The organism is Flavobacterium sp. UW10123 (assembly GCF_040538975.1).
In the GTDB taxonomy this organism is placed as follows: domain Bacteria; phylum Bacteroidota; class Bacteroidia; order Flavobacteriales; family Flavobacteriaceae; genus Flavobacterium.
In genome coordinates this window covers 160567-181919 of the sequence record NZ_JBEWQE010000014.1, presented here as the reverse complement: position 1 = coordinate 181919, position 21353 = coordinate 160567, and the positions used below count along the sequence as shown (strand labels likewise).

The following is a 21353-nucleotide window of genomic DNA, read 5'->3' as shown; positions in this document are numbered from 1 at the left end:
CTATTACAATCATGAAAGACCGCATCAGGGAATTGATGGAAAAAAGCCAATCGAAATGATAAATCCGTTACCGAAATAAGTAACTTTTACAATTTCGACGAAGGAGAAATCTTCGCCAGAAACTCTGCAAAGATTGGCGATTAACTGTATGGAGTTACTTGCGAAGATTTCTCCTTCGTCGAAATGACAAACAAAACGCAAAAAACTTAAATCATAAAAAAAACCTGAACTTACATTCAGGTTTTCTGTTTATAATTAAGCTTCGATACTTACTTCGCTTTTTACTCTCGTTCTAATTTCACTCAGTGATTGATCAACTAAAAGTTTTCCATCTCTGAAAACTTCCTTCAATTCACCTTGTTTTTCTTCTTCCCAAGAAACATTATCAGTTAAATGATACTTGCCGTCGATTAAATCGATTTTCATCAATCCTTTAGCCGATTTTTTAGTTCCGTCATCTGTAATTGGGTCTTTGAAGATGGCTCTTCCCTCTCCATTTACTTCTCCGTAAGTTGCTTTCATCGCAAATCCGAAAGTATCTCTGGTATTGTATTGATAAGTGAAAGATCCGATTCCTAAAACCACATTGGTAGAAGCAAATCCTTTTTCTTTTAATCTTTCGCAGATTTGGGTTGCTCTTGCTACTGTAATACTATCTCCGTAAATAGCTCCGATTTGCGGAACCAATTCTTTGAATCCTTTTTCGTTTGTTGTTCCGCCAAAAACATCCCAAAGCAATTCGATAACGCCTTTTTTCTCCTGCTCTGTTTTTCCGTTTGGATTTCCACAGATAATATCAACTGGATCACCGCTATCAGGACGAATTACAACTTTTCCTTCTCTTGAAACGATATCTTCTCTTAATCTTGGAAGATAATCAGTTAAAACTTTCCATAGATCCCACGTATCAGAAACTATAGAAACAATTCCTTTTGGATAAACTTCTGTGATTAATCTTTTGAAAGTTTCGTACTCTCCATCTGTAGTTCCCATACACATTACAGAATGTTCTGTCGCAGCAACTGAACCCGCAACCAATTCCTGATCTGAATTAGGTCTGTAATATTCTTCTAAGAAATCGATAGCCGGAATGGTATCAGATCCCGTAAAGTTTAATAAATGTCCAGCTGCAGAAGTTACAGCTGCTTCGATTCCGCCCATTCCTCTCATTGAGAAATCGTGCGCTTGCCAATCTACAAATTCTGGAACAGATGAAGTCTGGTCTGCATATTTATCTAAAACTTTTCTATACTCTTTTGCAATTGTTGCTGAGTTACAAGGAAGCCAGATTACAGCAGATAGTAAAGTTTCGAAATAGTTCGTCAGCCAGAAAAATTCTGGAATTGTATTGTACATCGTAAACATTGGAACTCTCAACGGAACACTCGCGCCTTCTGGCAAAGCTTTAAATACCATCGGAATATATCCTAAATCGTGTAAATCTTCAATATGTTGAGTTCCAACTTGGTTTTCTCCTAAATAATTATTGATTCTGCGAGCGTATTTTGCTACAACCTCTTCTTTTGATTTTTTAAAGAAATACTCTTCAAAATCATGAATAATATATTTTTTGATAAAATACTGCAATCCGAAAAACACAACTTCATCAACTTCTTCTAATCTAGACTTACGAGGAGTCCAGTTAGAATATACTAATGTTGTTCCGACTGGATATTGTCTTCTATGGTCAACTTTGTAACCGTCGGTTAATAATAGTGGGTTCATATATTTTTATTTAATAAATTCTGAATTAACTCTTCTAATGTTTTAAATTGTTGTACCGAATATCTTTCGCAAACAATATCAATATTGCCTTTTCGCCAGAAATTCTCTTCGACAACTACTTTCATTTTATTCGATTGCGCATAAAGTCCAAACTCTAGCAACGATATTGGTGACATTGTATTTTCTGCAAAATACATAATAATAATATCTGCTTTTTCAAGTGCATTAAGTTCCCAACTTACTTGTTCCTTAAAATGAATATTTTCTATAGTTTGTGACCAGCTGCTATCCCATTCATTTCTTCTGGGATTAAAAACGACAAATTGATCTTGCAGTAATTCTTCGCATTTTTTCTGCCAATCAACCGCTTTATCCATCTCTATAGAACCTGCTAAGAAAATGGTTTTTAAATCAATTTGCAAGGGAATTTCTTCTGGTGCTTTATAAATTTTCTTCATAACTATTTATTTCTTCCTTTTTCATTTGGATAAAATGTCTGTACCACATCACTCTGCCAAAATTCTTTTGTTTCAACATCCAAACAAGTTAATTTTCCATAAAAACCTGCTCCAGTATCAATATTCCAAACATTGCATCCTTGCATCGGGATTTCGACATTATAATGAAGTGTTGGCGTGTGACCGATATAAATTTCATTAAAAAGCAGTAATCGTTTTGGATATGAAAGCGAATCTTTTTGAATTCTTTTATCCATTGTCAAAGCCATTTCCCATAACGTTCTATCCCATGAATAATTGGTTTTGTAATGTTCTTTTTCTGGACCGTGCATAGATGAAAAACCAGCATGAATGAACAAATTATTATCTTCGTCTACAAAGTAATCTTTCATGTTGTTGAAGAATTCCCGATGCTTTTCTTTTTCAGAAGAATCAATTCCTGCATAACTTTCTATGGTCGATTTTCCTCCGTGCAGAAACCAAATATCGTTTACGACATTTTCTTCCAGCCATTCCTGACACCAAGCATCATGATTTCCTTTTATAAAAATGCATTCCTGTTTTTGAGATAAATCCATAAGAAAATCAATCAGCTGTTTTGATTCGCTCCAACCGTCGACATAATCTCCTAGAAAAATAAAACGATCATTTTCTGAATAATCCGTTCTTTCCAACAATTGAATTAAAGCTTTTAATCCGCCATGAATATCTCCAAAAACTAAGGTTCTTTTCATGATTTAAACTCGATATACTTTGCCGGAACTTCATCTGTCAGCCAAACATTGTTTTCGGATAAATAAAATTTGAATCCGTCTCTGTACATGGCACCACTTCTAACGGTTAAAATCTGCGGAACTCCTCGTCTACTTCCCACTTTGGTTGCGGTTTCTTTGTCTTTGGAAAGATGCACATGCTGACGGTTCATTTTTTTCAAGCCTTCTTTCTGAATGCTTTCCATGAATTTCCCAACAGTTCCATGATACAGATATTCTGAAGGTTCTGTTTCTGCTAAATTCAATTCAACCGAAATCGAATGTCCCTGACTTGCACGAATTTTGGTTTTATCTTCGTTATAAGCAAAACGCTTTTTATCGTTATTTTCTACTACGTAATCTAAAAGTTCTGCGTCTAGACGATTCCCTTTTTTAGTACATTTTTCTATTAATTCATTGACATCAGCCCAACCGTTTTCGTCTAATTTTAATCCGATTTTTTCTGGCGAATGTCTGAGCACCAAGCTTAAAAATTTGCTGACGCTCTTTGCTATATTTTCATTCATAATTAATATTTTTTTTAGAAGTCATACACCACAACCTCTACATTGTTGCTAGAAAGATTTTCAAGAATGATAGGTTCAATCATTTCCCATTTTCCTCCAGCTAATCCGCATCCAATTCTAGGCATATGAACCGATGCATTGTTTGTTTTTGCGAAATCAGAAACAGTTTTTAATCCTTCTTCGATAGCATTATATCGAATTGGAGCACCACCGTTTTCATCTTTATTGATTTTATGTTGGCCAATTAAATTTGCCACCCATAAATCATCTTCAACCTGAACAAACTGCACTTTCCCTAATTCAAAATCATTTTTAGATTTAAACCATTCACGATAACTTTTTTCTGGTGTTTTCCATTTTTTTGAAATTGCCATTACAAACCCTTTTCCCCATGCACCAATATCGTTGCAAACGTGAACAATTATCTTATTTTCTGATTCTCCAGGAGATGTCGCATCACCTTTTAAATATTGAATGTCTTTCATTTTTATGTTTATTTTAATCAAACGTTCCTACGGAACGTAAATTCGATTAATCGATATTTTTTTCTACCGACCAAATGTTCCTAGCAGAACATCTTTAGGATTTCAATTCATCTCTAACCTCCATCAAAGCAAAACCTAAAAGATTCAAACCTTTCCACTTTTCAGGATTTGAAGAATCTGTGTGATCGCTTGCCATTCCGATTCCCCAGATTGGATCTACGGGGCTTGCCTCAACAATGACTCTATCATTTGTATTTAACAGAAAAGTTTTCAAATCAAGATTTTGACTGAATTTGTGAAAGTTTCCTTCTTTTACGATTTCAAATCGGTTTTCCAACCAGATTTTATCATCATAATTTCTCACTTTACGACCTAATTTTTTGGCTTCAGCAGGTGAATTGCATTTTATGATTTTTTCTAAAATCTCCTGATCTTTAAACAATTCAGCCTTTTTTGCCATCATCCAATGTTCAGCTGTTTTGTAAGTTACGCCATTAACTTCAAAAGAACTCAACCACCACTGGCTGAAACAGGTTTTAGTAATAATCCCGTCTTTACTTGGCTGATGTCCCCAAAAAAGCAAAAATTTACTTTCTGGAGCTATAGTATCTATATTGTATTTCATTTTGTTAGTGTTTTTGTTTAAAGTTTAAAGTTTCAGGTTTTTCGCTGAACTTGAAAACTGTTTTTAACTTGAAACGATTATCAGTTTTTTTTCGTTTCAGGTTTACGTTACACAGAGAACTTGAAACCTGAAACTTGAAACATTTAAACTAAAGTTTCAAGTTTAATCACCTTAACACTTTCTCCTTCAAAATCTTTAAAAGAGTTTGTGGTAAAAATTCCGTCAAAGCAGTTTAAAACTTCAAACCCTTTATTAAAAATTCCGTGGCTTACGGCTAAGTATAATTTACCTGCGTTTTTCTTTTTTAATTCTTCTGCTAATCCTACGAAAGTTCCTCCTCCATCGCAGATATCGTCTACAATCAAACAATCTATTCCCTGCAAATCATCTTCATACACTTTAAAACCAGACAGCCTTCCAGTTTTTACATCACGGCTTTTACTGCATTCTACAACTTCAACTCCGCCTAAAAACTCAGATACTTTGTAGATTTTCTTCAAAGCGCCTCCGTCTGGAGAAATTAGTTTTACATCATTTCCGATGTTTTCTAAAACTGCTTTTATAAAAGTATAGTTCGGAATTACTGTACTGTTATTCAACAAAGCTGGAGTAACCTCAGAGTGCGCATCAAAAACAAAAACTTTGTTCAATTGCATCGCATTTATAATATCAGCATACACTTTTACAGACAATGGCTCGCCAGGAATCATAACACGATCTTGTCTCGCAGCTGGAAAGTACGGAATAAAAAGATCGATAATCTTCACATCCATTCTGCGTAACGCATCAACAGTAACGCATAACAATCCTAAATCGTTGAATGAATTTAATCGGTGTGTAATAGTCACTTTTCTATTTGGATCAAAATCTGGTGCAATTTTTATGTGTGGTTCTCCGCCAGAAAATGTAAAACTTTGAAATCTGATTTCTTCCTGATTTTGAAATGGAGCGAATTTTGGGTCGAGATTTAGTATCATAGCTTTTTAGTTTGCGTTAATTATACGCAAATGTAGAATTTAATTTTAAATAAACAATTTATTTTGTGTAAAAATTACGCAAACTTTATTTCGAAGTGAAAACCTTCATTAGACAACTCTTTGTATTTCAATTTATTGAACTTAAAAAGTTTTGCTGGACGGCCCGTTTTTATTGGAGAAAATTTTTCAGTTTCCTCTAAAATACCATAGCTCAGTATTTTTTTTCTAAAATTTCTACGGTCGATTTCTTTTTCTAAAATCGTGCAATAGAGATTTTCAAGATCTGAAAACAGGAATTCTTCTGGAAGTAAATCGAAACCAATTGGTTCGTATGTCAATTTGGCTTTAAGCCTTTCTATTCCTTTTTTTAGAATTAAATTATGGTCGAATGCCAAAGTTGGAATTTCATCTATCTTAAACCATTGCACTCTTTCGGCATCTGTATCTGCTTTAATTTCTAAGTTCGAAGCATCAACTAAAGCATAATAAGCAACCGAGATAACTCGGTTTCTAGAATCTCTGTAAATATCATCTCCAAAAGTGTACAACTGTTCCATAAAAGTAAGTTGAACGTTGGTTTCCTCATGCAATTCACGAATAACGGCATCGCTCAAAGATTCATCATTCTGAACCAAACCTCCAGGCAGTGCCCAATATTTTTCTGCCGAACCAAATTTCTGCTCAATTAAGAGCGCATATAAACCATTGTTTTTATACCCAAAAACAATTGCATCTACGGCAATTCTAATATTTTGTAATTTTTCCATAATCCTCAATCCTATCAAACAAATATAACGAATGAGGATCAACTTTGTAATCTATGCTTGCGCAATAAATTTACAAAGTTGATCCTCATTACTATTTTTACAAGCAGTGTTTTAGTTGACCGTTACACTTTTCTTTGGGCTAACAGTACAACTTCCACCGTCTTTTTTTAGCGTTACATCCGCTTTTACTTCAAAAGTTCCAGCAGCACCATAAGTATGCGATACCGCACCAGTCGAAGTATTTATGGTTTCTGTTTTTCCATCGCCAAAAGTCCATTTTACAGAAGTTACCGTATTGCTTCCACTGTATTGTATGGAGTAATTAATTATTTTCGAATTTGTTCCATCTGCCGAATGCTTTAATTCAGTTAATATTGAGTCTCCAAAACAATCTACAATTGCTTCATCGTCACTTTTACTGCAAGAAATAATTGCAAAAAACAACATAGGAAACATCAAAATAGGCATAATCTTTTTCATAATCGGAAATTTTTTAGTGGTTGTTTATCAAAATTACTCTTTTATACTATAAGAACAAATGATCGAAATCATAATCTATTTCCAAAAAACAGCTTTAACTCCTTTTCAATAATATCAAAAAACGACTTTACGTTATTATTTTTTGGCGCTAACAAATACACAAATTCTTCTGGAACATGAAAACTATTCCAAACTAACTGCAATTTATTTTCTTTTATATAATTTCTAGCATTGCAATTCCAAGTTGCCGCGATTCCTTCATTTTTTGCCAGAAGCCTAAGCATTTCAGATTCTGAAGGTATAATGTAATTAGGTACCATCGATGGCCTTTTTTTATTAAAAGCATGCAACCAGAATAATTTTATATGCGGAATTCTCGCATCGTGACTGTACCATTTTTGCGCATTCAGCCATTGTTCAATTTCGGTATAATTATCTGCTTTTAATCTTTGGCGGAATTCAGTAATATCCAAAGTTGTTGGAGCAACTAAAATCAATTTAATTTTTCCAACAATTTCATAAGTAGTATCAAAAGTGTCAAATCTTTTGGTTGTAATCGCAAAATCAAGTTTTTTAGCATCAACTAAAGCAAAAAGGTCGTCGTTTTCTGCAAAAGTAAAGTCGATTAAATCAAACTTTGAAATTAAGAGATTGCCAACACAATCAAAAAGATGTTTTGAGATTCCAACAGAAATTAATCGATTAGCATCTTCTGCTTTAGCTCTGAAACTGGTTTCGACACTTTCGAGCCTGTCAAGAGCGTCTATAATCAAATTATTCAGTAACTTAGCATATTCGGTTGGTTCAACACCTTTTGATTTCCGGTTAAATAATTTATTTCCGACGTGCGCCTCAAGCATTGAAATCTGCTGACTAACCGCAGGCTGACTCATAAATAATTCCTTCGCAGCCACTGAAAAATTACCGTTTTTGTAAACTGCTTTAAAAGTTCTATACCATTCTAGATTTACCATGACATAAATTTATTTATAACAAACATAGTTTATTTTATTTTTACTGATATCACATTCGCCTTAAATTTGTTCAAAATTTAATATTATGAAGAAAATAGCACTATTCGCAATAACTGCATTTACAGCTGTAAGCATTTCAGCTGAAGCTCAAAAATCAAACAAGAAGAGTATGAAAAAAGTATTATTTGTTGTAACCAGCAATGATAAACTGGGCAATACAGGAGAAAAAACAGGATTCTGGTCAGAAGAATTTGCTGCACCATATTATGAATTATTAGATCAAGGAGTAGAAATCGCAATCGCTTCTCCGCTTGGAGGACAGCCACCGATTGATCCAAAAAGTGCCGATCCAGCTTCGGCAACCGAAGACACAAAACGTTTTGATGCCGATAAAGTTTTACAGGAAAAATTAAAACACACTCTAAAACTTTCAACGGTTAATCAAAAAGATTACGATGCTGTTTTTTATCCAGGAGGCCATGGTCCACTTTGGGATTTGGTGCAAGATCATAATTCAATCGCTTTAATTGAATCTTTCTATACGCACAATAAACCTGTTGCTTTTGTATGTCATGCTCCTGCTGTTTTAAAAAACGTAAAAGTAAATGGAGAATATTTAGTAAAAGGCAAAAAAATAACCGGATTTACAAATGACGAAGAAGAAGCAGTTGGTTTAACTAAAGTAGTTCCGTTTTTACTGGAAGATGCTTTAGCTTCAAACGGCGGAATTTTTTCTAAAGGCCCAAACTGGCAACCTTATGCTGTTGAAGACGGACTTTTAATTACAGGTCAAAATCCAGCGTCATCAAAACTTGTAGCCGATAAATTATTAAAGAAACTGAAATAAAAGATGCTAAGAAACTAAGTTGCTAAGGTTCTAAGATTTTAGCAACTTTCTTTTTGTCAGAAATTAAAAACAATAAAATTAACCCGATGCTAAAAAACTTAGAATCTCAGTTTCTTAGCATCTTAGAACCTAAAAAAAACATGTTAAACTTCGAATTATACAATCCGACAAACTTAGTTTTCGGAAAAGGACAAATTGAAAAACTTTCGACTTTAGTGCCAAAAGATGCAAAAATCCTTTTGGCTTATGGTGGTGGAAGTATTTTCAAAAATGGAATTTACGATCAAGTAATCAACAATCTAAAAGGTTTTGAAATTGTAGAATTTGGCGGAATTGAACCAAACCCAAGATTTGAAACTCTGATGAAAGCTGTTGATATTATCAAAGAAGAAAAAATCGACTTTATTTTGGCTGTTGGTGGCGGATCTGTAATTGATGGCGTTAAATTTATTTCGGCAGCTGTTAATTTTGAAGGAAATCCGATCGACATTCTTCAAAAAAGAATTTTAATTAAAGAAAATGCAATGCCATTCGGGACTGTTTTAACGCTACCTGCAACAGGAAGCGAAATGAATTCTGGATATGTGGTAACAATTGAAGCGACTCAGGAAAAATTATCTTCTGGCGGAAGTGCTTTATTCCCACAATTCTCGATTTGTGATCCAACTGTAATTTCTTCTTTACCAAAAAGACAAATCGAAAATGGTGTTGTAGACGCTTACACACACGTTATGGAGCAATATTTAACGTATCCAACCGATGCTTTTCTTCAAGATAGAATTGCCGAAGGAATTTTACAGACTTTAATTGAAGTTGGTCCTGGGGTTGTACAAAACCCAACCGATTATACTTTGGCTTCCAATTTTATGTGGAGCTGTACAATGGCTTTGAACGGATTAATCCAGAAAGGTGTTCCAAGCGATTGGGCAACACATATGATTGGTCACGAATTGACTGCTCTTTATGAAATCGACCACGCTAGAACATTAGCTGTTATTGGTCCGAATTTATACAAAGTAATGTTCGAAACTAAAAAAGCAAAACTGGCACAATACGGAAGAAGAATCTTCAACCTAACAGGTTCTGATGAAGAAGTAGCAAAAGAAGCCATCAACAAAACGGTTGAATTTTTCCATACAATGGGAATGGACACTAAACTTTCTCAATACACAGAAGATTATTCAAAAACAGCAGATTTTATCGTAAAACGTTTTGACGAAAGAGGCTGGAAAGGTTTAGGAGAAAACCAATTGATAACTCTAGACAAAGTAAGATCTATTGTAGAACTTAGTTACTAAATTATAAATTCCAATATTAGACGTATTGAAATTTCATAAAAAAGGCGTTCTTAACAAGTTTAGGAACGCCTTTTCAAAATACTAAAACAAAACTAACTAACTCAATTTTTTTTAAATTCATTAAAATTCTAATTTATAAATTGTTATAACGGTACCTGATATAATTTTATTGTTGGTTGATTAAAAAAATATTTTACGCTTAAACATCTTGAAAGTCATTGCAATTAAAGAGGTTTGCCAAATTTCTTAAAGCAGATTTTGCTTTATTAGCACATTATTAAGTACTTTTGTTTCAAATTAATAAAATAATGAGCGAAAAGTTAAAATTTGCAGTAATTGGAGGAGGAAGTTGGGCAACGGCAATTGCCAAAATGCTATGTGTGAATCTTTCGGAAATTGCGTGGTATATGCGTAATGAGTCTGCAATTGAACATCTTCAGAAATACAAACACAATCCCAACTATTTAAGTTCTGTTGAATTTGACACTAACAAACTTAAACTGACAAGCAATATAAACGAAGCGATTGAATATGCAGATTACATTATTTTTGCAATTCCATCAGCCTTCTTAGATGCCGAGTTAAAAAATATGACGGTTTCTTTATCCGATAAAATCATTTTTTCTGCTATTAAAGGTATTGTTCCGGAAACGAGTTTAATTGTTGGCGAACATTTCCACATTCAATATGACATTCCATATTACAATATTGGAGTTATCACGGGACCTTGCCACGCTGAAGAAGTTGCTTTAGAAAGACTTTCTTACTTAACAATTGCATGTGGTGATCCAGAAAAAGCTTGTACCGTAGCAAAATCACTTTCTGGAAATTATATCAAAGCCAAAATTTCAGACGACATTATCGGAACTGAATATGCTGCGATGCTGAAAAACATTTACTCTATTGCTGCCGGAATTGCCCACGGCTTAGGTTATGGCGACAACTTCCAGTCAGTTTTAATGAGTAATGCGATTCGCGAAATGAAGAAATTCATCAGAAAAGTGCATAAAATGAAACGTAACATTAACGATTCGGCTTATTTGGGCGATTTGTTGGTTACAGGATATTCAGTTTTCTCTAGAAATAGAATGTTCGGAAATATGATCGGAAAAGGATACACCGTAAAAAGTGCTATGATGGAAATGAGCATGGTTGCCGAAGGATATTACGCAACAAAAAGTGCTTATAAACTAAATCAAGGCTACGGTGCTAAAACGCCAATTATTGATGCAGTTTATGCGGTTTTATACGAAGGAAAAGACGCTAAAACAGTTTTCAAGAAATTGACGGAGTCTTTAGATTAGTCTTTTTTAGTTAAAAGAAGCAAGAGCCAAGACTTCTGTACTGAATAAAAAAAGAGCCAAACTGAATTTCAGTCTTGGCTCTTTCTCTTTTTATTCTATTTTCTAAAAAGTCTTGGCTCTTGCTTCTTTCTTCTTGAAAACTCTACTTCACCATGATCCCTTCAACAAACAAAATCGGCACTTCTTCCGTATTGTTTTCGTCAAGCGAATTGGCTTTAAAGATAAACTTCTTATCGTACAAAGTGTTTCCGATGAAGAAAGTTACCATGAATTCGTTATTTAGCGCTAAAAGGCTCTTTTCTACCAATTCTATCTTTACCACAGAAACCGAAGGAACCTCAACAAAAGCATGACGCAAAATTGACGTTTTTTTCATTTCTCCATCAATAGTTCCAAATGCTTTTGAAACCACCATTACACTGTCTAAGTTAAAATCACTATCATTAACTAAATAAGCGTACCACACTTTTTCCATAAAATCATCGCTCCATTCCTGCACCGCTGCAAGAAATACGTTTTCGACTTCTGGAATTATTATATCTTTTTTCATCTATTAAATTTTAAAAACCTTTGTCAAAGCCTGAAGCTTCAACAAAGGTTTGTTTATTGTAAAGGTAATTTATAACATAAAGCCCTAGCCCTGATGGAAGCGGCATCCTTTTGTTTTTTTCTTTAAAAAACAAAAGATACAGCGGACAGCAGGAAATAGCTCCTAAATATTTGCTTTAAACTGCTCTAAGAAACGAACATCATTTTCGTAGAACATACGAATATCTCCAATTTGATATAAAAGCATTGCAATACGCTCTACTCCCATTCCGAACGCAAATCCGTTGTATTCATCTGGATTGATATCACAGTTTTTCAAAACGTTTGGATCTACCATTCCGCAACCTCCAATTTCCAACCAGCCTGTTCCTTTTGTGATACGGTAATCGGTTTCTGTTTTTAGTCCCCAATAAATATCAATTTCGGCACTTGGTTCTGTAAATGGGAAATAAGATGGACGAAGACGGATTTTAGATTTTCCGAACATTTCTTTTGTGAAATACAATAAAGTCTGCTTCAAATCGGCGAAAGAAACATCTTTGTCAATGTACAATCCTTCCACTTGATGGAAAATACAGTGAGAACGAGATGAAATTGCTTCATTACGGAAAACACGTCCTGGAGAAATCGTACGAATTGGCGGTTTATGATTTTCCATATAACGCACCTGAACAGATGATGTATGCGTACGCAACAACACATCAGGATTGGTCTGAATGAAAAATGTATCCTGCATATCACGTGCTGGGTGATATTCTGGCAAGTTCAATGCTGTAAAGTTATGCCAATCGTCTTCGATTTCTGGTCCTTCAGAAACGTTGAATCCGATATTAGCAAAAATATCTATAATCTGATTTTTAACGATAGAAATCGGGTGGCGCGAACCAATAATTACTGGCTCTGCAGCACGCGTTAAATCGCCAAAAATTCCTTTAGACTCTTCTTTGCTTTCAAGTTCTTCCTGAATAACTCTTACTTTTTCTTCAGCAACAGCTTTTAAAGTATTGATTACTTGACCAAAATCCTTTTTCTGGTCATTTGGAATATTTTTAAATTCAGTAAAAAGTTCTTTCAGCAAACCTTTACTTCCTAAATATTTAATACGGAATTGTTCTAACGACTCTTTATTTTTCTCATTAAAGGCTTTAGCTTCCTCTATATGCTGTTTAATCTTATCTATCATTTTCCTTCGATAATTGAGAGTACAAATTTAGTGTTTTTAGTTGAAAGTGTGCGGTCACAGTCGCAGTTTTAGGTTTTCCGTAAATTATTTTATCAGATTTAACTTTTCTTCAACTTGTTTGATCTTTACATGCCAATAATCTAAACCTTCCTGATTGGTTACTGTTTCCTTTCTAAAATTCGAAGAAATGCGGTTTAATTCATGCCAGTTTTTATTTGAATCCCGTTCTTTTTCTTGTTTTGTAGAAGGTTCAATTCTGGTTCGCCAAAAATCCATATTTTTAAAATAGGTCTTTTTTATCACTTCAAAATATTCAATTAATTTTTCTTTTGAATTCGGAATATAGCCTGGTCCGCTGCATCCGCAAGAATGAAATGTAATACCGACAGAAAATAAACTTTTAATATGCTCCCACTTTTTGACATCGTCTTTTTTAGGCGATTCGAAATCCAGTCCCATATTGGCCATAAACTCCCCACATTGCGGACATTTGGCTTCAAAAACCGATGTTTCTCCTTTTTTTATATCAACCATCAATCTTCTTTTAAATGTCTTTCGACAATTAAAACAAGCGTAATGAGGTTTATAAGATGTCATTGCGTATCTGCACATTTTTTTTAGTGATCAGTGGTCAGGGTTTTTAGTGGTCAATATTCCGTTTACAATGCTGAACACTAGGCAACTGAATATTTAACACTAAAAAAATCTAGTCAATAAGTTTTCTTTCTAAAAAATAACTCACAATAGCTTCTTTCATTAAGACCGATTGTTCGCCAGCTTTTAAAGGTGGCAAATTTTCTTTTACTCTGTAATGAGGCCAACCTTCATCGTCGAAATATTCGAATTCGTAAAAACCATATGGTTCTAACAATCGACAGATTGCAATATGCATCAAATTTAGTTTTTCATCTTTCTTGTATTCTCGATGTACTTTTCCGTATTCCTGAACTCCGATTAAGTAAATTATAGCATCCAAATCTAAATCTTCGCCTTGCGAAAATTGATTTGAAAGTATATCAACGAGCTTTTCCCATCGCTCTTTTAATTGTGTATCTCTAGACATTTAATTTATGATTTTTGATTGTAGATTTTAGATTGCTGATTAAGAAATCTATTCTGAGGGGGCAGAATCGCAATCTGAACTCTAAATTTTGATTTGCAAAGATACATAGTTCAATACATTGCACCCAAAAAATAAATACACAGAAAAAAGAAAGCTCTAAAAAACCTTTGAACCTTTGCCACTCTGAACCTTTGAACCTCAAAAAAAACCTATCTTTGCGCCTCATTAAACACAAAACCAAACATGAGTTTTTTTGATATTATTGTAGCCGCGCTTTTAGGATACAGTTTGTATAAAGGCATTAAAAATGGCCTTTTTGTAGAAGTAGCTTCTTTTATTTCGCTATTATTAGGAATTTATTTAGCGATTAAATTTTCGTCTTTAATGACTGGAATGATTTCAAAACACGTTTCCTGGAATCCGACTAATATTCAGATTACAGCTTTTATCCTAACTTTTATTTTAGTTGTAATTGGCGTTTATTTCTTAGCAAAAATTTTAACGGGAATTGCCGATTTTGCCATGTTAGGCTGGATGAATAAACTCGGAGGCGGTTTTTTCAGGGTTTTAAAGACCATTCTGATTTTGAGTATTTTTATTGCTTTGTTTGAAAAAATCAATTTCAATAATACTTTCGCTAAAAAAGAAACTTTAGATAATTACATTTTTTATAATCCAGTGAAAAAAGTTGCTGCTTTTGTGTATCCATCTATTGAAAAATGGTACGAAACTTTTAAAAAGGAACATTCTGAGAAACCAGAAGAAGAAAAAGAACAGACGGAAAAATAATAGCTCCATCGTTTATAATTAAACCCGACAGGTTTTAAAAACCTGTCGGGTTTGCTATTAAAAAGCCTCAGCGAGGCGATATATTTATAGAAATTAAACCGTCCTAATATAAAGAGCTCCAGCGGAGCGAAATATTGAATTGTAAATAATTTATATGTCGCTCCCCTAGAGCTCTTTACATTGTAAATGTTTATTTTATTCTATAAATATTTAGCTTCTCCGAAGCTTATCTACCTATAAAGTAAAATACTATTTTTAAAAATCGATTTCTTTTTTCTCTCCTTTATTTAAAACAATCTCTTGTTTTTTATCGCCAAAAATCAAAGTCGTTTTTCCTCCATTTTTAGAAGAAACAATAACTTTTTCTGGTTTTTTATTATTCCAGTTTATTTCAATTTCAAACCCACCTCTGGCACAGATTCCTTTTACAGAACCTTCAGACCAAGCATCTGGCAAAGCAGGAAGTAATCGGATTTCGTTTTCATCAGATTGCACTAACATTTCTGCAACCGCAGCTGCGCCTCCAAAATTTCCATCAATTTGAAATGGCGGATGCGCATCGAATAAATTCGGGTACGTTCCTCCTCCTCTTCTTGGTTTGTCTGTCTTCTTTCCGTCGGGATCTACGTAGCGCAATAATTCACGATACATTTTATAAGCACGATTTCCGTCCCAAAGTCTCGCCCAAAGATTAATTCTCCAACCTTTTGACCAGCCTGTGGTTTCGTCGCCTTTTATTTCTAATGTTTTCTTTGAAGCTTCTGCTAAACCTGGAGTTTTTATAGGCGTAATATGATCGCCAGGAAAAAGTCCGAATAAGTGTGATTGGTGACGATGTTTTGGTTCATTATCATCCCAATCAAAATACCATTCCTGCAGATTTCCTTTTTTTCCAATTTGATACGGATGTAATTTTGAAAGTGCTGTTTCCAGTTCTTTTCTGAAACCAGCATCAGTATTTAGCACTTTTGACGCTTTTATGGTTTTGTCAAAACATTCGCGAATCATAGCTAAATCTGCAGTTCCTCCGTAGAATGTTGCGCCAACAAAACCATCTGACAATTTATATTGATTTTCTGGCGAAGTCGATGGCGAAGTAATTAAGTTTCCGTTTTTATCCGTAACCAACCAGCCTAAACAAAATTCGGCCGCGCCTTTCATTAACGGATAACCTTCTTTTTTTAAATACCCTAAATCTTGTGTAAAAGTATAATGTTCCCAAATATGAGTACTCAACCAAGCTTGCGCCATTGGCCAGCACGCCCACATCGGATCTTCTTTTCCAAACTGTCCAACTGGATTGGTCATTGCCCAAATATCTGAATTATGCGCTGCAGCCCAGCCTTTATCTACTCCGTAAAAAGTTTTGGCTGTAACTTTTCCTGTTACTGAAAGATTTTTAATGAAACTTAAAAGTGACGAATGCATTTCGGAAAGATTGGTGTTTTCTGCCAGCCAATAATTTTCTTCCAAGTTGATATTCATCGTATAATTACTGCTCCAAGGCGGATTCACATACGGATTCCAAAGTCCTTGCAAATTGGCTGGAACGCCCAAAGTTCTTGACGAACTGATTAATAAATATCGTCCAAAATTGAAATACAGAATTTCTAGGTTTTTATCTTCTTTTCCGTCAGCGTAACGCAATAAACGTTCGTCTGTTGGTAAATCTGGAGCGGTTGTTTTTCCCAAATCTAAATTGACACGATTAAAGAATTTTTGATAATCGTCAATGTGATTTTCTTTTAATTTATCGAATGCTTTTGCGTAAGCATTATTCAAATTCTGCAAAGCGATTGATACATCATCTAAACCTTCTGATGCCGGATTTTTATCAAAACCATTAAAACTTGTTGCAACAGAAACAAAGATTATCGCTTCGGTTGCATCTGTTAAAGTCAATGATTCTCTTGAACTCGTGATTTTTCCGTCGGTTTTTTTGATTTGTACTAAACCTGTAAACCTTGTTCCTCTTTCTTTTAAGCTCAAATATTTTTGGGGAACGTTATATCCTGCATTCTCATGAATTGGCGCAGAACCTTTTAACACCAAAATATTATTTCGCACTTCAACATTTGATTGTAAAAGACTTTTTAGATTAATATCAAAATTTAAAGCTCCTTTTTGATCAGCTGTCAATTTGATAATCATTACTTTATCTGGAGCCGATACGAAATATTCGCGTGTATATTTTATGCCCGCCATTTCGTAACTTACTTTTGAAATGGCATTCGAAAGATCCAATTCACGATGGTAATTTACGGCTTTTCCTTTTTCAGAATTATTGATTTCTAATGTTCCTAAAGGCGCATAAGATTCTGAGTTTTTTCCCTGAACTTTTTTATTTAGTTCTTCTGCCAGTTTATAATCCTCTTTGTTTAAAGCTTCACGAATGGCAGGAATGTTTTTATAAGCTTCTGGACTCATATTGGCATTTACGGGTTCGCCCGACCAAAGCGTAATATCATTCAAATAAATTTTATCTGAATTGGCGCCTCCAAAAACGGTTGCTCCCATTTTTCCGTTTCCTAAAACTAGAGTTTCTTCAAAGAATTCTGCGGGCTGTTTGTACCATAAAACATTTTTGGATTGTGCTGAAATGGTTGTATAGTAAGATGTGAGAAGTAAAATGAAAAATGTTTTTTTTATCATATTTGGTTATCTTATCCTAACAGGTTTTGGAAACCTGTTAGGTATTTATTTTTTATCTAAACTAATAAAAAAATCTAGTGATACCTAACAGGTTTTGGAAACCTGTTAGGATAAAAACCTATAATCAATCAGATGTTCCTATGGAACATTATTATGGGACGTTTATTTTTTCATCAACGGATTTCATCCTTTGCTACCGATGAAATGTTCCTAGCGGAACATATATCGTTGCGGATTATTTAGCTATTTACTAGGGAATAATCACTAATTACTTAAAAACTACTTGCTCACTTTATATTTTTCATTCGCTGTTAGCATTTCCCAATTATCTGTTCTAAATGGTGATGCAGGGAATTTTTCTTTATTGAAAAGATTAATTGCTGTATCGTCATCCGCCCAACCGTAATGTACTGCTGATGGATTTTGAACTTTATCGCTGGAAACGATTATTTTGTTGTCTTTAATTATCGCTTTCGCGGAATGGAAAACTTTGTCTGCACCTGCAATTTCGAAACCTTTCAATTCCTCATTATTTGGCGTTGATAATCCGCTGCCGATGTTATCGAAAGTAAGGATAATTTCGTTTCCTTTTATTGTTTGAGATTTATAAGTTGGTCCGCTGTGAACTTGTTTTTTGCCGTAAAGATTGTTCATGGCAACGGCTGCCAAACGTAAACCAATATCTTGTTTGTTGGTTGGGTGAATGTCTTTGGCATTACCGATATCGGTTGTAACGGCCATTCCGGTGTTTGTTAATTTTAAAGTTTCAGATTGTGCTTCACGAAGTTCTGCCCAACGGCTTCCTTTTTGACTGTTGCCTCCAAATTCATCGAAAGTGGATAATTGAACAAAATAAAAAGGAAAATTTCCTTGTTTGAATTTGGTTCGCCAATCGTTGATCATTAACGGAAATGATTTTTTGTACTCTGCTGCTCTCCAAACATTCGCTTCTCCTTGATACCATAAAGTACCTTGAATAGCATAAGGAACCAGCGGATTTACCATCGCATTGTACAATAATGACGGATAACTGTTTGGCGAAACTTCTATTCTCACTTTTACGACATTGAATTTCCAAAGTCCTTCAAGTGGAAGACTTGAATCTTTAAAATCGATTTTTAAATCTTCTGGATCGCCATAGATTCCGCCGCCGCCACTGTAATCTGTAATTCTTACTGCGATTACGTTTGTTCCTTCTTTAAGAACATTTGCTGGAATTTTGTAAATTCTTTTGGCATCCCAAAGATTATTTGTTCCAATTTGAACGCCATTTATAAATGTTTGGTCTTCGTCATCGACTTTTGCTAAATGTAAAATGGCTTCTTTTTTGGCTTGTTCTGCTGTTAAAACAATGGTTTTTCGCATCCAGACAATTCCGTCGATATTGCCAATTTGCTGGTTTTCCCAAAGTGATGGCACTTTTATTTCAGGCCAGTTTTTGTCTTGGAGATTTGGGTTTTTAAATTGCTCTTCGTTTTCCATTGAAACATCAAAACCTTGCACTTTTTTTAGATTGTCTAAAACCGATTTTTTATACGTTTCAAAAATAGCATTGATATCTACAGTTGGAACATCGGCAATCATGGCTTTAAAATCGGGACTGTTTTCGAAAGCTTCACGGCTCGTCCAAGTTTCTACATTGGTTCCGCCCCAAGAAGTATTGATAATTCCGATTGGAATTTTTAACTCTGAATATAATTTTCTAGCGAAATAATAGCCAACTGCTGTAAAATTGCCTACATTTTCTTTATTGGCAACTTCCCATTTTCCTTGTTTTAAATCGTCTTTTGGAGTTCCGCTTAAATCTTGGGCAACACCAAAATGACGAATCATTGGATAATTAGCATCTGTAATTTCTTTTTCGGAATTCATGGTTTTGAAAACTTGAAATTCCATATTCGATTGTCCGCTGCAAATCCAAACTTCGCCAACCAGAACATTTTTGATCGTAATTTTATTTTTTCCGATGATAATCAATTCGAATGGTCCGCCTGCTTTTTCAGCATTTAAATTTACCATCCATTTTCCGTTTTTATCGGCTGTTGTTTTCTTAATTTGTTTGTTGAAATGAATTTCTACGTTTTCATTTGCATCAGCAAAACCCCAAATCGGAATTTGTTTGTCTCTTTGGAGCACCATTCCGTCAGAGAATATTAAAGGCATTCTGATATTAGCATTAGCTAAAACACTAATTAACAGAAAAATAAATATTATACTCTTTTTCATTTTTTTGATTTAAATATTTTTTGGATCACACAAGTGATATAAGATATTTTAAGTTTTCATTTAGCAATGCGCTTAAATTTACTTATATCACTTATATGGTTTAAACTATTTTTTTTACTTTAATCCGTCTATTAAAGCGTTTAAAGCTTGTGTATCGAAGACGGTATTATTAGTTCTATTCATGATTCCGAAACCGTTGCTTCCTAAGCTTCCTTCGTCCCAATAAAAAGGTAATAATCCGTTTGCTTTTGCTGTTTTGACTACCGTTTTTAGATAATAGGCTCTTGAATTTAAATGTAAAGTCAGAGCGTCTCCTGTTAAAGTTGTTCTTCGGATGGCTCCAAATTCTCCCAATAAAACTGGAATTCCTTTGTCTACAAATTGGGTTTTCATCAATTTGAAATTCTTTTCTAAATCGGCTTCTTCACCCCAGCTTGCATTTCGTTCTGTATCGGTTGTCGAATGGAAACCATTTCCCCAATAATAAAACATTTTGCCCCAAGTTTCGTCTTTGGTTAAACCAGCAAAATTCCAAGGAGAATAATAATGAACTTCGACCATCATTCTTCCTGTTACTTTATCTACTGGCAATGTAGTCATTAATTTGTTTGTTTTTTCGATATCTGTTGTTGGTCCCTGAACTACTAAAACACGTGTCGCATTTTTTCCTCCCGTTGAACGAACAGCATCGATAAAAGTTTGATGATACGAATTTAAAACTGCCATTTGAGTTGCATCTTCAACCGCTGGTTCGTTAGCACTTGCAAAAAGTAAATGTTCGTCGAAACCTCTTAAATGCGTTGCGATTTGTTCCCAGAAAGCTTTTTGTTTCGCGTTATTTTCTACTTTTTTAGCTTCAGTAATATTGTTTTCCAGCCAACCGCCGTCCCAGTGAATGTTTACCACAACGTACATATCATTGTCTACGCAATATTGCACTACTTCTTTCACTCGGTTCAACCAATCTGTTTTGATTTTTGCTGTTGTGGCGTTTTCCAAATTCTGATTCCAAGAACACGGAATTCTGATCGCATTAAATCCGTTTGCTTTTACAGCATCGATTAACGCTTTGGTCACTTTTGGATTTCCCCATGCGGTTTCGCCACCAGTTGCTTCTAAAGTATTTCCGATATTCCAACCTAATTTAATTTTTGTTGCCAATTCAACCGCAGAACTTCCCATTCCAGAGGCATCAGCAGCAATTGGATTAGTGTTGTAACTTGGGTATAAACTTCCTGCTGCCTGTGAAACTGAAATTGCTTCTGAGGCAAGTTCACCTCCACTTAGCGTAATCACTGCATTTCGAAGATCTGTAGTTGTATTTTCTAAAGCCGTAATTTTTACCACTGTTTGTCCCGATGTTCCAGTAGTCTGACTTAATTTTATCCAACTGGCAGAATTACTCAAAGTCCAAGCGACACCATTCGAATTAATTGTTATTTCAATTGTATTTTCTTTGCTTTCAAAATCAATTTTACTTGTAGTAGAAGAAAGTGTTTTTATGGTCGGAGGATTTTCTTCTTTATCTGAACTGCAAGCTGAAACTCCCAAAAAAGCAAAGCATAAAATAAAAGATAAGAGATAATCTTGGATTGTTTTTTTCATTTGGTTTGGTTTAAGTTAAGTGTAAGTTTTTAAAATCAACGCCAGCTTTTATTGGGCTGGCGTTGAG

Annotated in this window: 21 protein-coding genes; 4 read left to right on the top strand and 17 right to left on the bottom strand. The window is 34.5% G+C overall.

Going from position 1 to position 21353, the window contains the following annotated elements:
- Positions 1-255 precede the first annotated feature (255 nt).
- The 10 genes from ABXT06_RS17370 to ABXT06_RS17325 all read right to left on the bottom strand — a co-directional run bounded on the left by ABXT06_RS17370 (position 256) and on the right by ABXT06_RS17325 (position 7770).
- Positions 256-1725, bottom strand: a complete 1470-nt coding sequence (locus tag ABXT06_RS17370; protein WP_354591865.1) for a nicotinate phosphoribosyltransferase — start codon at positions 1723-1725, stop codon at positions 256-258.
- On the bottom strand, positions 1722-2183 hold the full coding sequence (locus ABXT06_RS17365) for a nucleoside 2-deoxyribosyltransferase domain-containing protein (RefSeq protein WP_354591864.1): 462 nt from the start codon (positions 2181-2183) through the stop codon (positions 1722-1724). The genes ABXT06_RS17370 and ABXT06_RS17365 overlap by 4 nt, the downstream gene beginning before the upstream one ends.
- Positions 2184-2185: 2 nt before the next feature.
- A complete protein-coding gene (locus ABXT06_RS17360) occupies positions 2186-2917 on the bottom strand; it encodes a metallophosphoesterase family protein (RefSeq protein WP_354591863.1) in 732 nt (243 codons plus the stop codon).
- The gene (locus tag ABXT06_RS17355) at positions 2914-3462 is read right to left on the bottom strand and encodes an RNA 2'-phosphotransferase (RefSeq protein WP_354591862.1); all 549 of its coding nucleotides are present in this window, start codon (positions 3460-3462) and stop codon (positions 2914-2916) included. The genes ABXT06_RS17360 and ABXT06_RS17355 overlap by 4 nt, the downstream gene beginning before the upstream one ends.
- Before the next feature lie 14 nt (positions 3463-3476).
- Complete coding sequence (locus ABXT06_RS17350; RefSeq protein WP_354591861.1) at positions 3477-3947, bottom strand: macro domain-containing protein; 471 nt, start codon at positions 3945-3947, stop codon at positions 3477-3479.
- 94 nt (positions 3948-4041) lie between these two features.
- On the bottom strand, positions 4042-4572 hold the full coding sequence (gene ybiA, locus ABXT06_RS17345) for a riboflavin biosynthesis intermediates N-glycosidase (protein WP_354591860.1): 531 nt from the start codon (positions 4570-4572) through the stop codon (positions 4042-4044).
- A 143-nt stretch (positions 4573-4715) separates the two neighbouring features.
- On the bottom strand, positions 4716-5549 hold the full coding sequence (prs, locus tag ABXT06_RS17340) for a ribose-phosphate diphosphokinase (protein ID WP_354591859.1): 834 nt from the start codon (positions 5547-5549) through the stop codon (positions 4716-4718).
- 74 nt (positions 5550-5623) lie between these two features.
- A complete protein-coding gene (locus tag ABXT06_RS17335) occupies positions 5624-6316 on the bottom strand; it encodes an NUDIX hydrolase (protein ID WP_354591858.1) in 693 nt (230 codons plus the stop codon).
- A 111-nt stretch (positions 6317-6427) separates the two neighbouring features.
- Entirely contained in the window at positions 6428-6796 is a 369-nt protein-coding gene (locus ABXT06_RS17330) for a PKD domain-containing protein (protein WP_354591857.1), read from the bottom strand.
- A gap of 68 nt (positions 6797-6864) precedes the next feature.
- The gene (locus ABXT06_RS17325) at positions 6865-7770 is read right to left on the bottom strand and encodes a LysR family transcriptional regulator (protein WP_354591856.1); all 906 of its coding nucleotides are present in this window, start codon (positions 7768-7770) and stop codon (positions 6865-6867) included.
- Positions 7771-7855: 85 nt separating this feature from the next.
- Between ABXT06_RS17325 and ABXT06_RS17320 the strand changes: the two genes are divergently transcribed.
- The 3 genes from ABXT06_RS17320 to ABXT06_RS17310 all read left to right on the top strand — a co-directional run bounded on the left by ABXT06_RS17320 (position 7856) and on the right by ABXT06_RS17310 (position 11219).
- Positions 7856-8617 (top strand): type 1 glutamine amidotransferase domain-containing protein, encoded by a 762-nt coding sequence (locus tag ABXT06_RS17320; RefSeq protein WP_354591855.1) that lies wholly within the window; start codon positions 7856-7858, stop codon positions 8615-8617.
- A gap of 140 nt (positions 8618-8757) precedes the next feature.
- Complete coding sequence (locus tag ABXT06_RS17315) at positions 8758-9915, top strand: iron-containing alcohol dehydrogenase (protein ID WP_354591867.1); 1158 nt, start codon at positions 8758-8760, stop codon at positions 9913-9915.
- Between the two features lie 308 nt (positions 9916-10223).
- Entirely contained in the window at positions 10224-11219 is a 996-nt protein-coding gene (locus ABXT06_RS17310) for an NAD(P)H-dependent glycerol-3-phosphate dehydrogenase (RefSeq protein WP_111365567.1), read from the top strand.
- A 142-nt stretch (positions 11220-11361) separates the two neighbouring features.
- On the opposite strand, the gene ABXT06_RS17305 is transcribed toward ABXT06_RS17310, so the two are convergent.
- The 4 genes from ABXT06_RS17305 to ABXT06_RS17290 all read right to left on the bottom strand — a co-directional run bounded on the left by ABXT06_RS17305 (position 11362) and on the right by ABXT06_RS17290 (position 14014).
- The gene (locus ABXT06_RS17305) at positions 11362-11769 is read right to left on the bottom strand and encodes a hypothetical protein (protein WP_111365565.1); all 408 of its coding nucleotides are present in this window, start codon (positions 11767-11769) and stop codon (positions 11362-11364) included.
- Between the two features lie 162 nt (positions 11770-11931).
- Entirely contained in the window at positions 11932-12951 is a 1020-nt protein-coding gene (locus ABXT06_RS17300) for a phenylalanine--tRNA ligase subunit alpha (RefSeq protein WP_198855280.1), read from the bottom strand.
- An 84-nt stretch (positions 12952-13035) separates the two neighbouring features.
- Complete coding sequence (locus tag ABXT06_RS17295; protein ID WP_354591854.1) at positions 13036-13485, bottom strand: hypothetical protein; 450 nt, start codon at positions 13483-13485, stop codon at positions 13036-13038.
- 172 nt (positions 13486-13657) lie between these two features.
- On the bottom strand, positions 13658-14014 hold the full coding sequence (locus ABXT06_RS17290) for a hypothetical protein (RefSeq protein ID WP_354591853.1): 357 nt from the start codon (positions 14012-14014) through the stop codon (positions 13658-13660).
- A gap of 243 nt (positions 14015-14257) precedes the next feature.
- Here ABXT06_RS17290 and ABXT06_RS17285 point away from each other — a divergent pair, with 243 nt between their 5' ends.
- On the top strand, positions 14258-14803 hold the full coding sequence (locus ABXT06_RS17285; protein ID WP_354591852.1) for a CvpA family protein: 546 nt from the start codon (positions 14258-14260) through the stop codon (positions 14801-14803).
- A gap of 255 nt (positions 14804-15058) precedes the next feature.
- Here ABXT06_RS17285 and ABXT06_RS17280 read toward each other — a convergent pair whose 3' ends face one another.
- The 3 genes from ABXT06_RS17280 to ABXT06_RS17270 all read right to left on the bottom strand — a co-directional run bounded on the left by ABXT06_RS17280 (position 15059) and on the right by ABXT06_RS17270 (position 21286).
- The gene (locus ABXT06_RS17280) at positions 15059-17455 is read right to left on the bottom strand and encodes a glycoside hydrolase family 95 protein (protein WP_354591851.1); all 2397 of its coding nucleotides are present in this window, start codon (positions 17453-17455) and stop codon (positions 15059-15061) included.
- A gap of 279 nt (positions 17456-17734) precedes the next feature.
- Positions 17735-19681, bottom strand: coding sequence for a sialate O-acetylesterase (locus ABXT06_RS17275; RefSeq protein WP_354591850.1), 1947 nt, complete (start codon positions 19679-19681; stop codon positions 17735-17737).
- Positions 19682-19795: 114 nt separating this feature from the next.
- Entirely contained in the window at positions 19796-21286 is a 1491-nt protein-coding gene (locus ABXT06_RS17270) for a cellulase family glycosylhydrolase (protein WP_354591849.1), read from the bottom strand.
- Between the last annotated feature and the right edge of the window lie 67 nt (positions 21287-21353).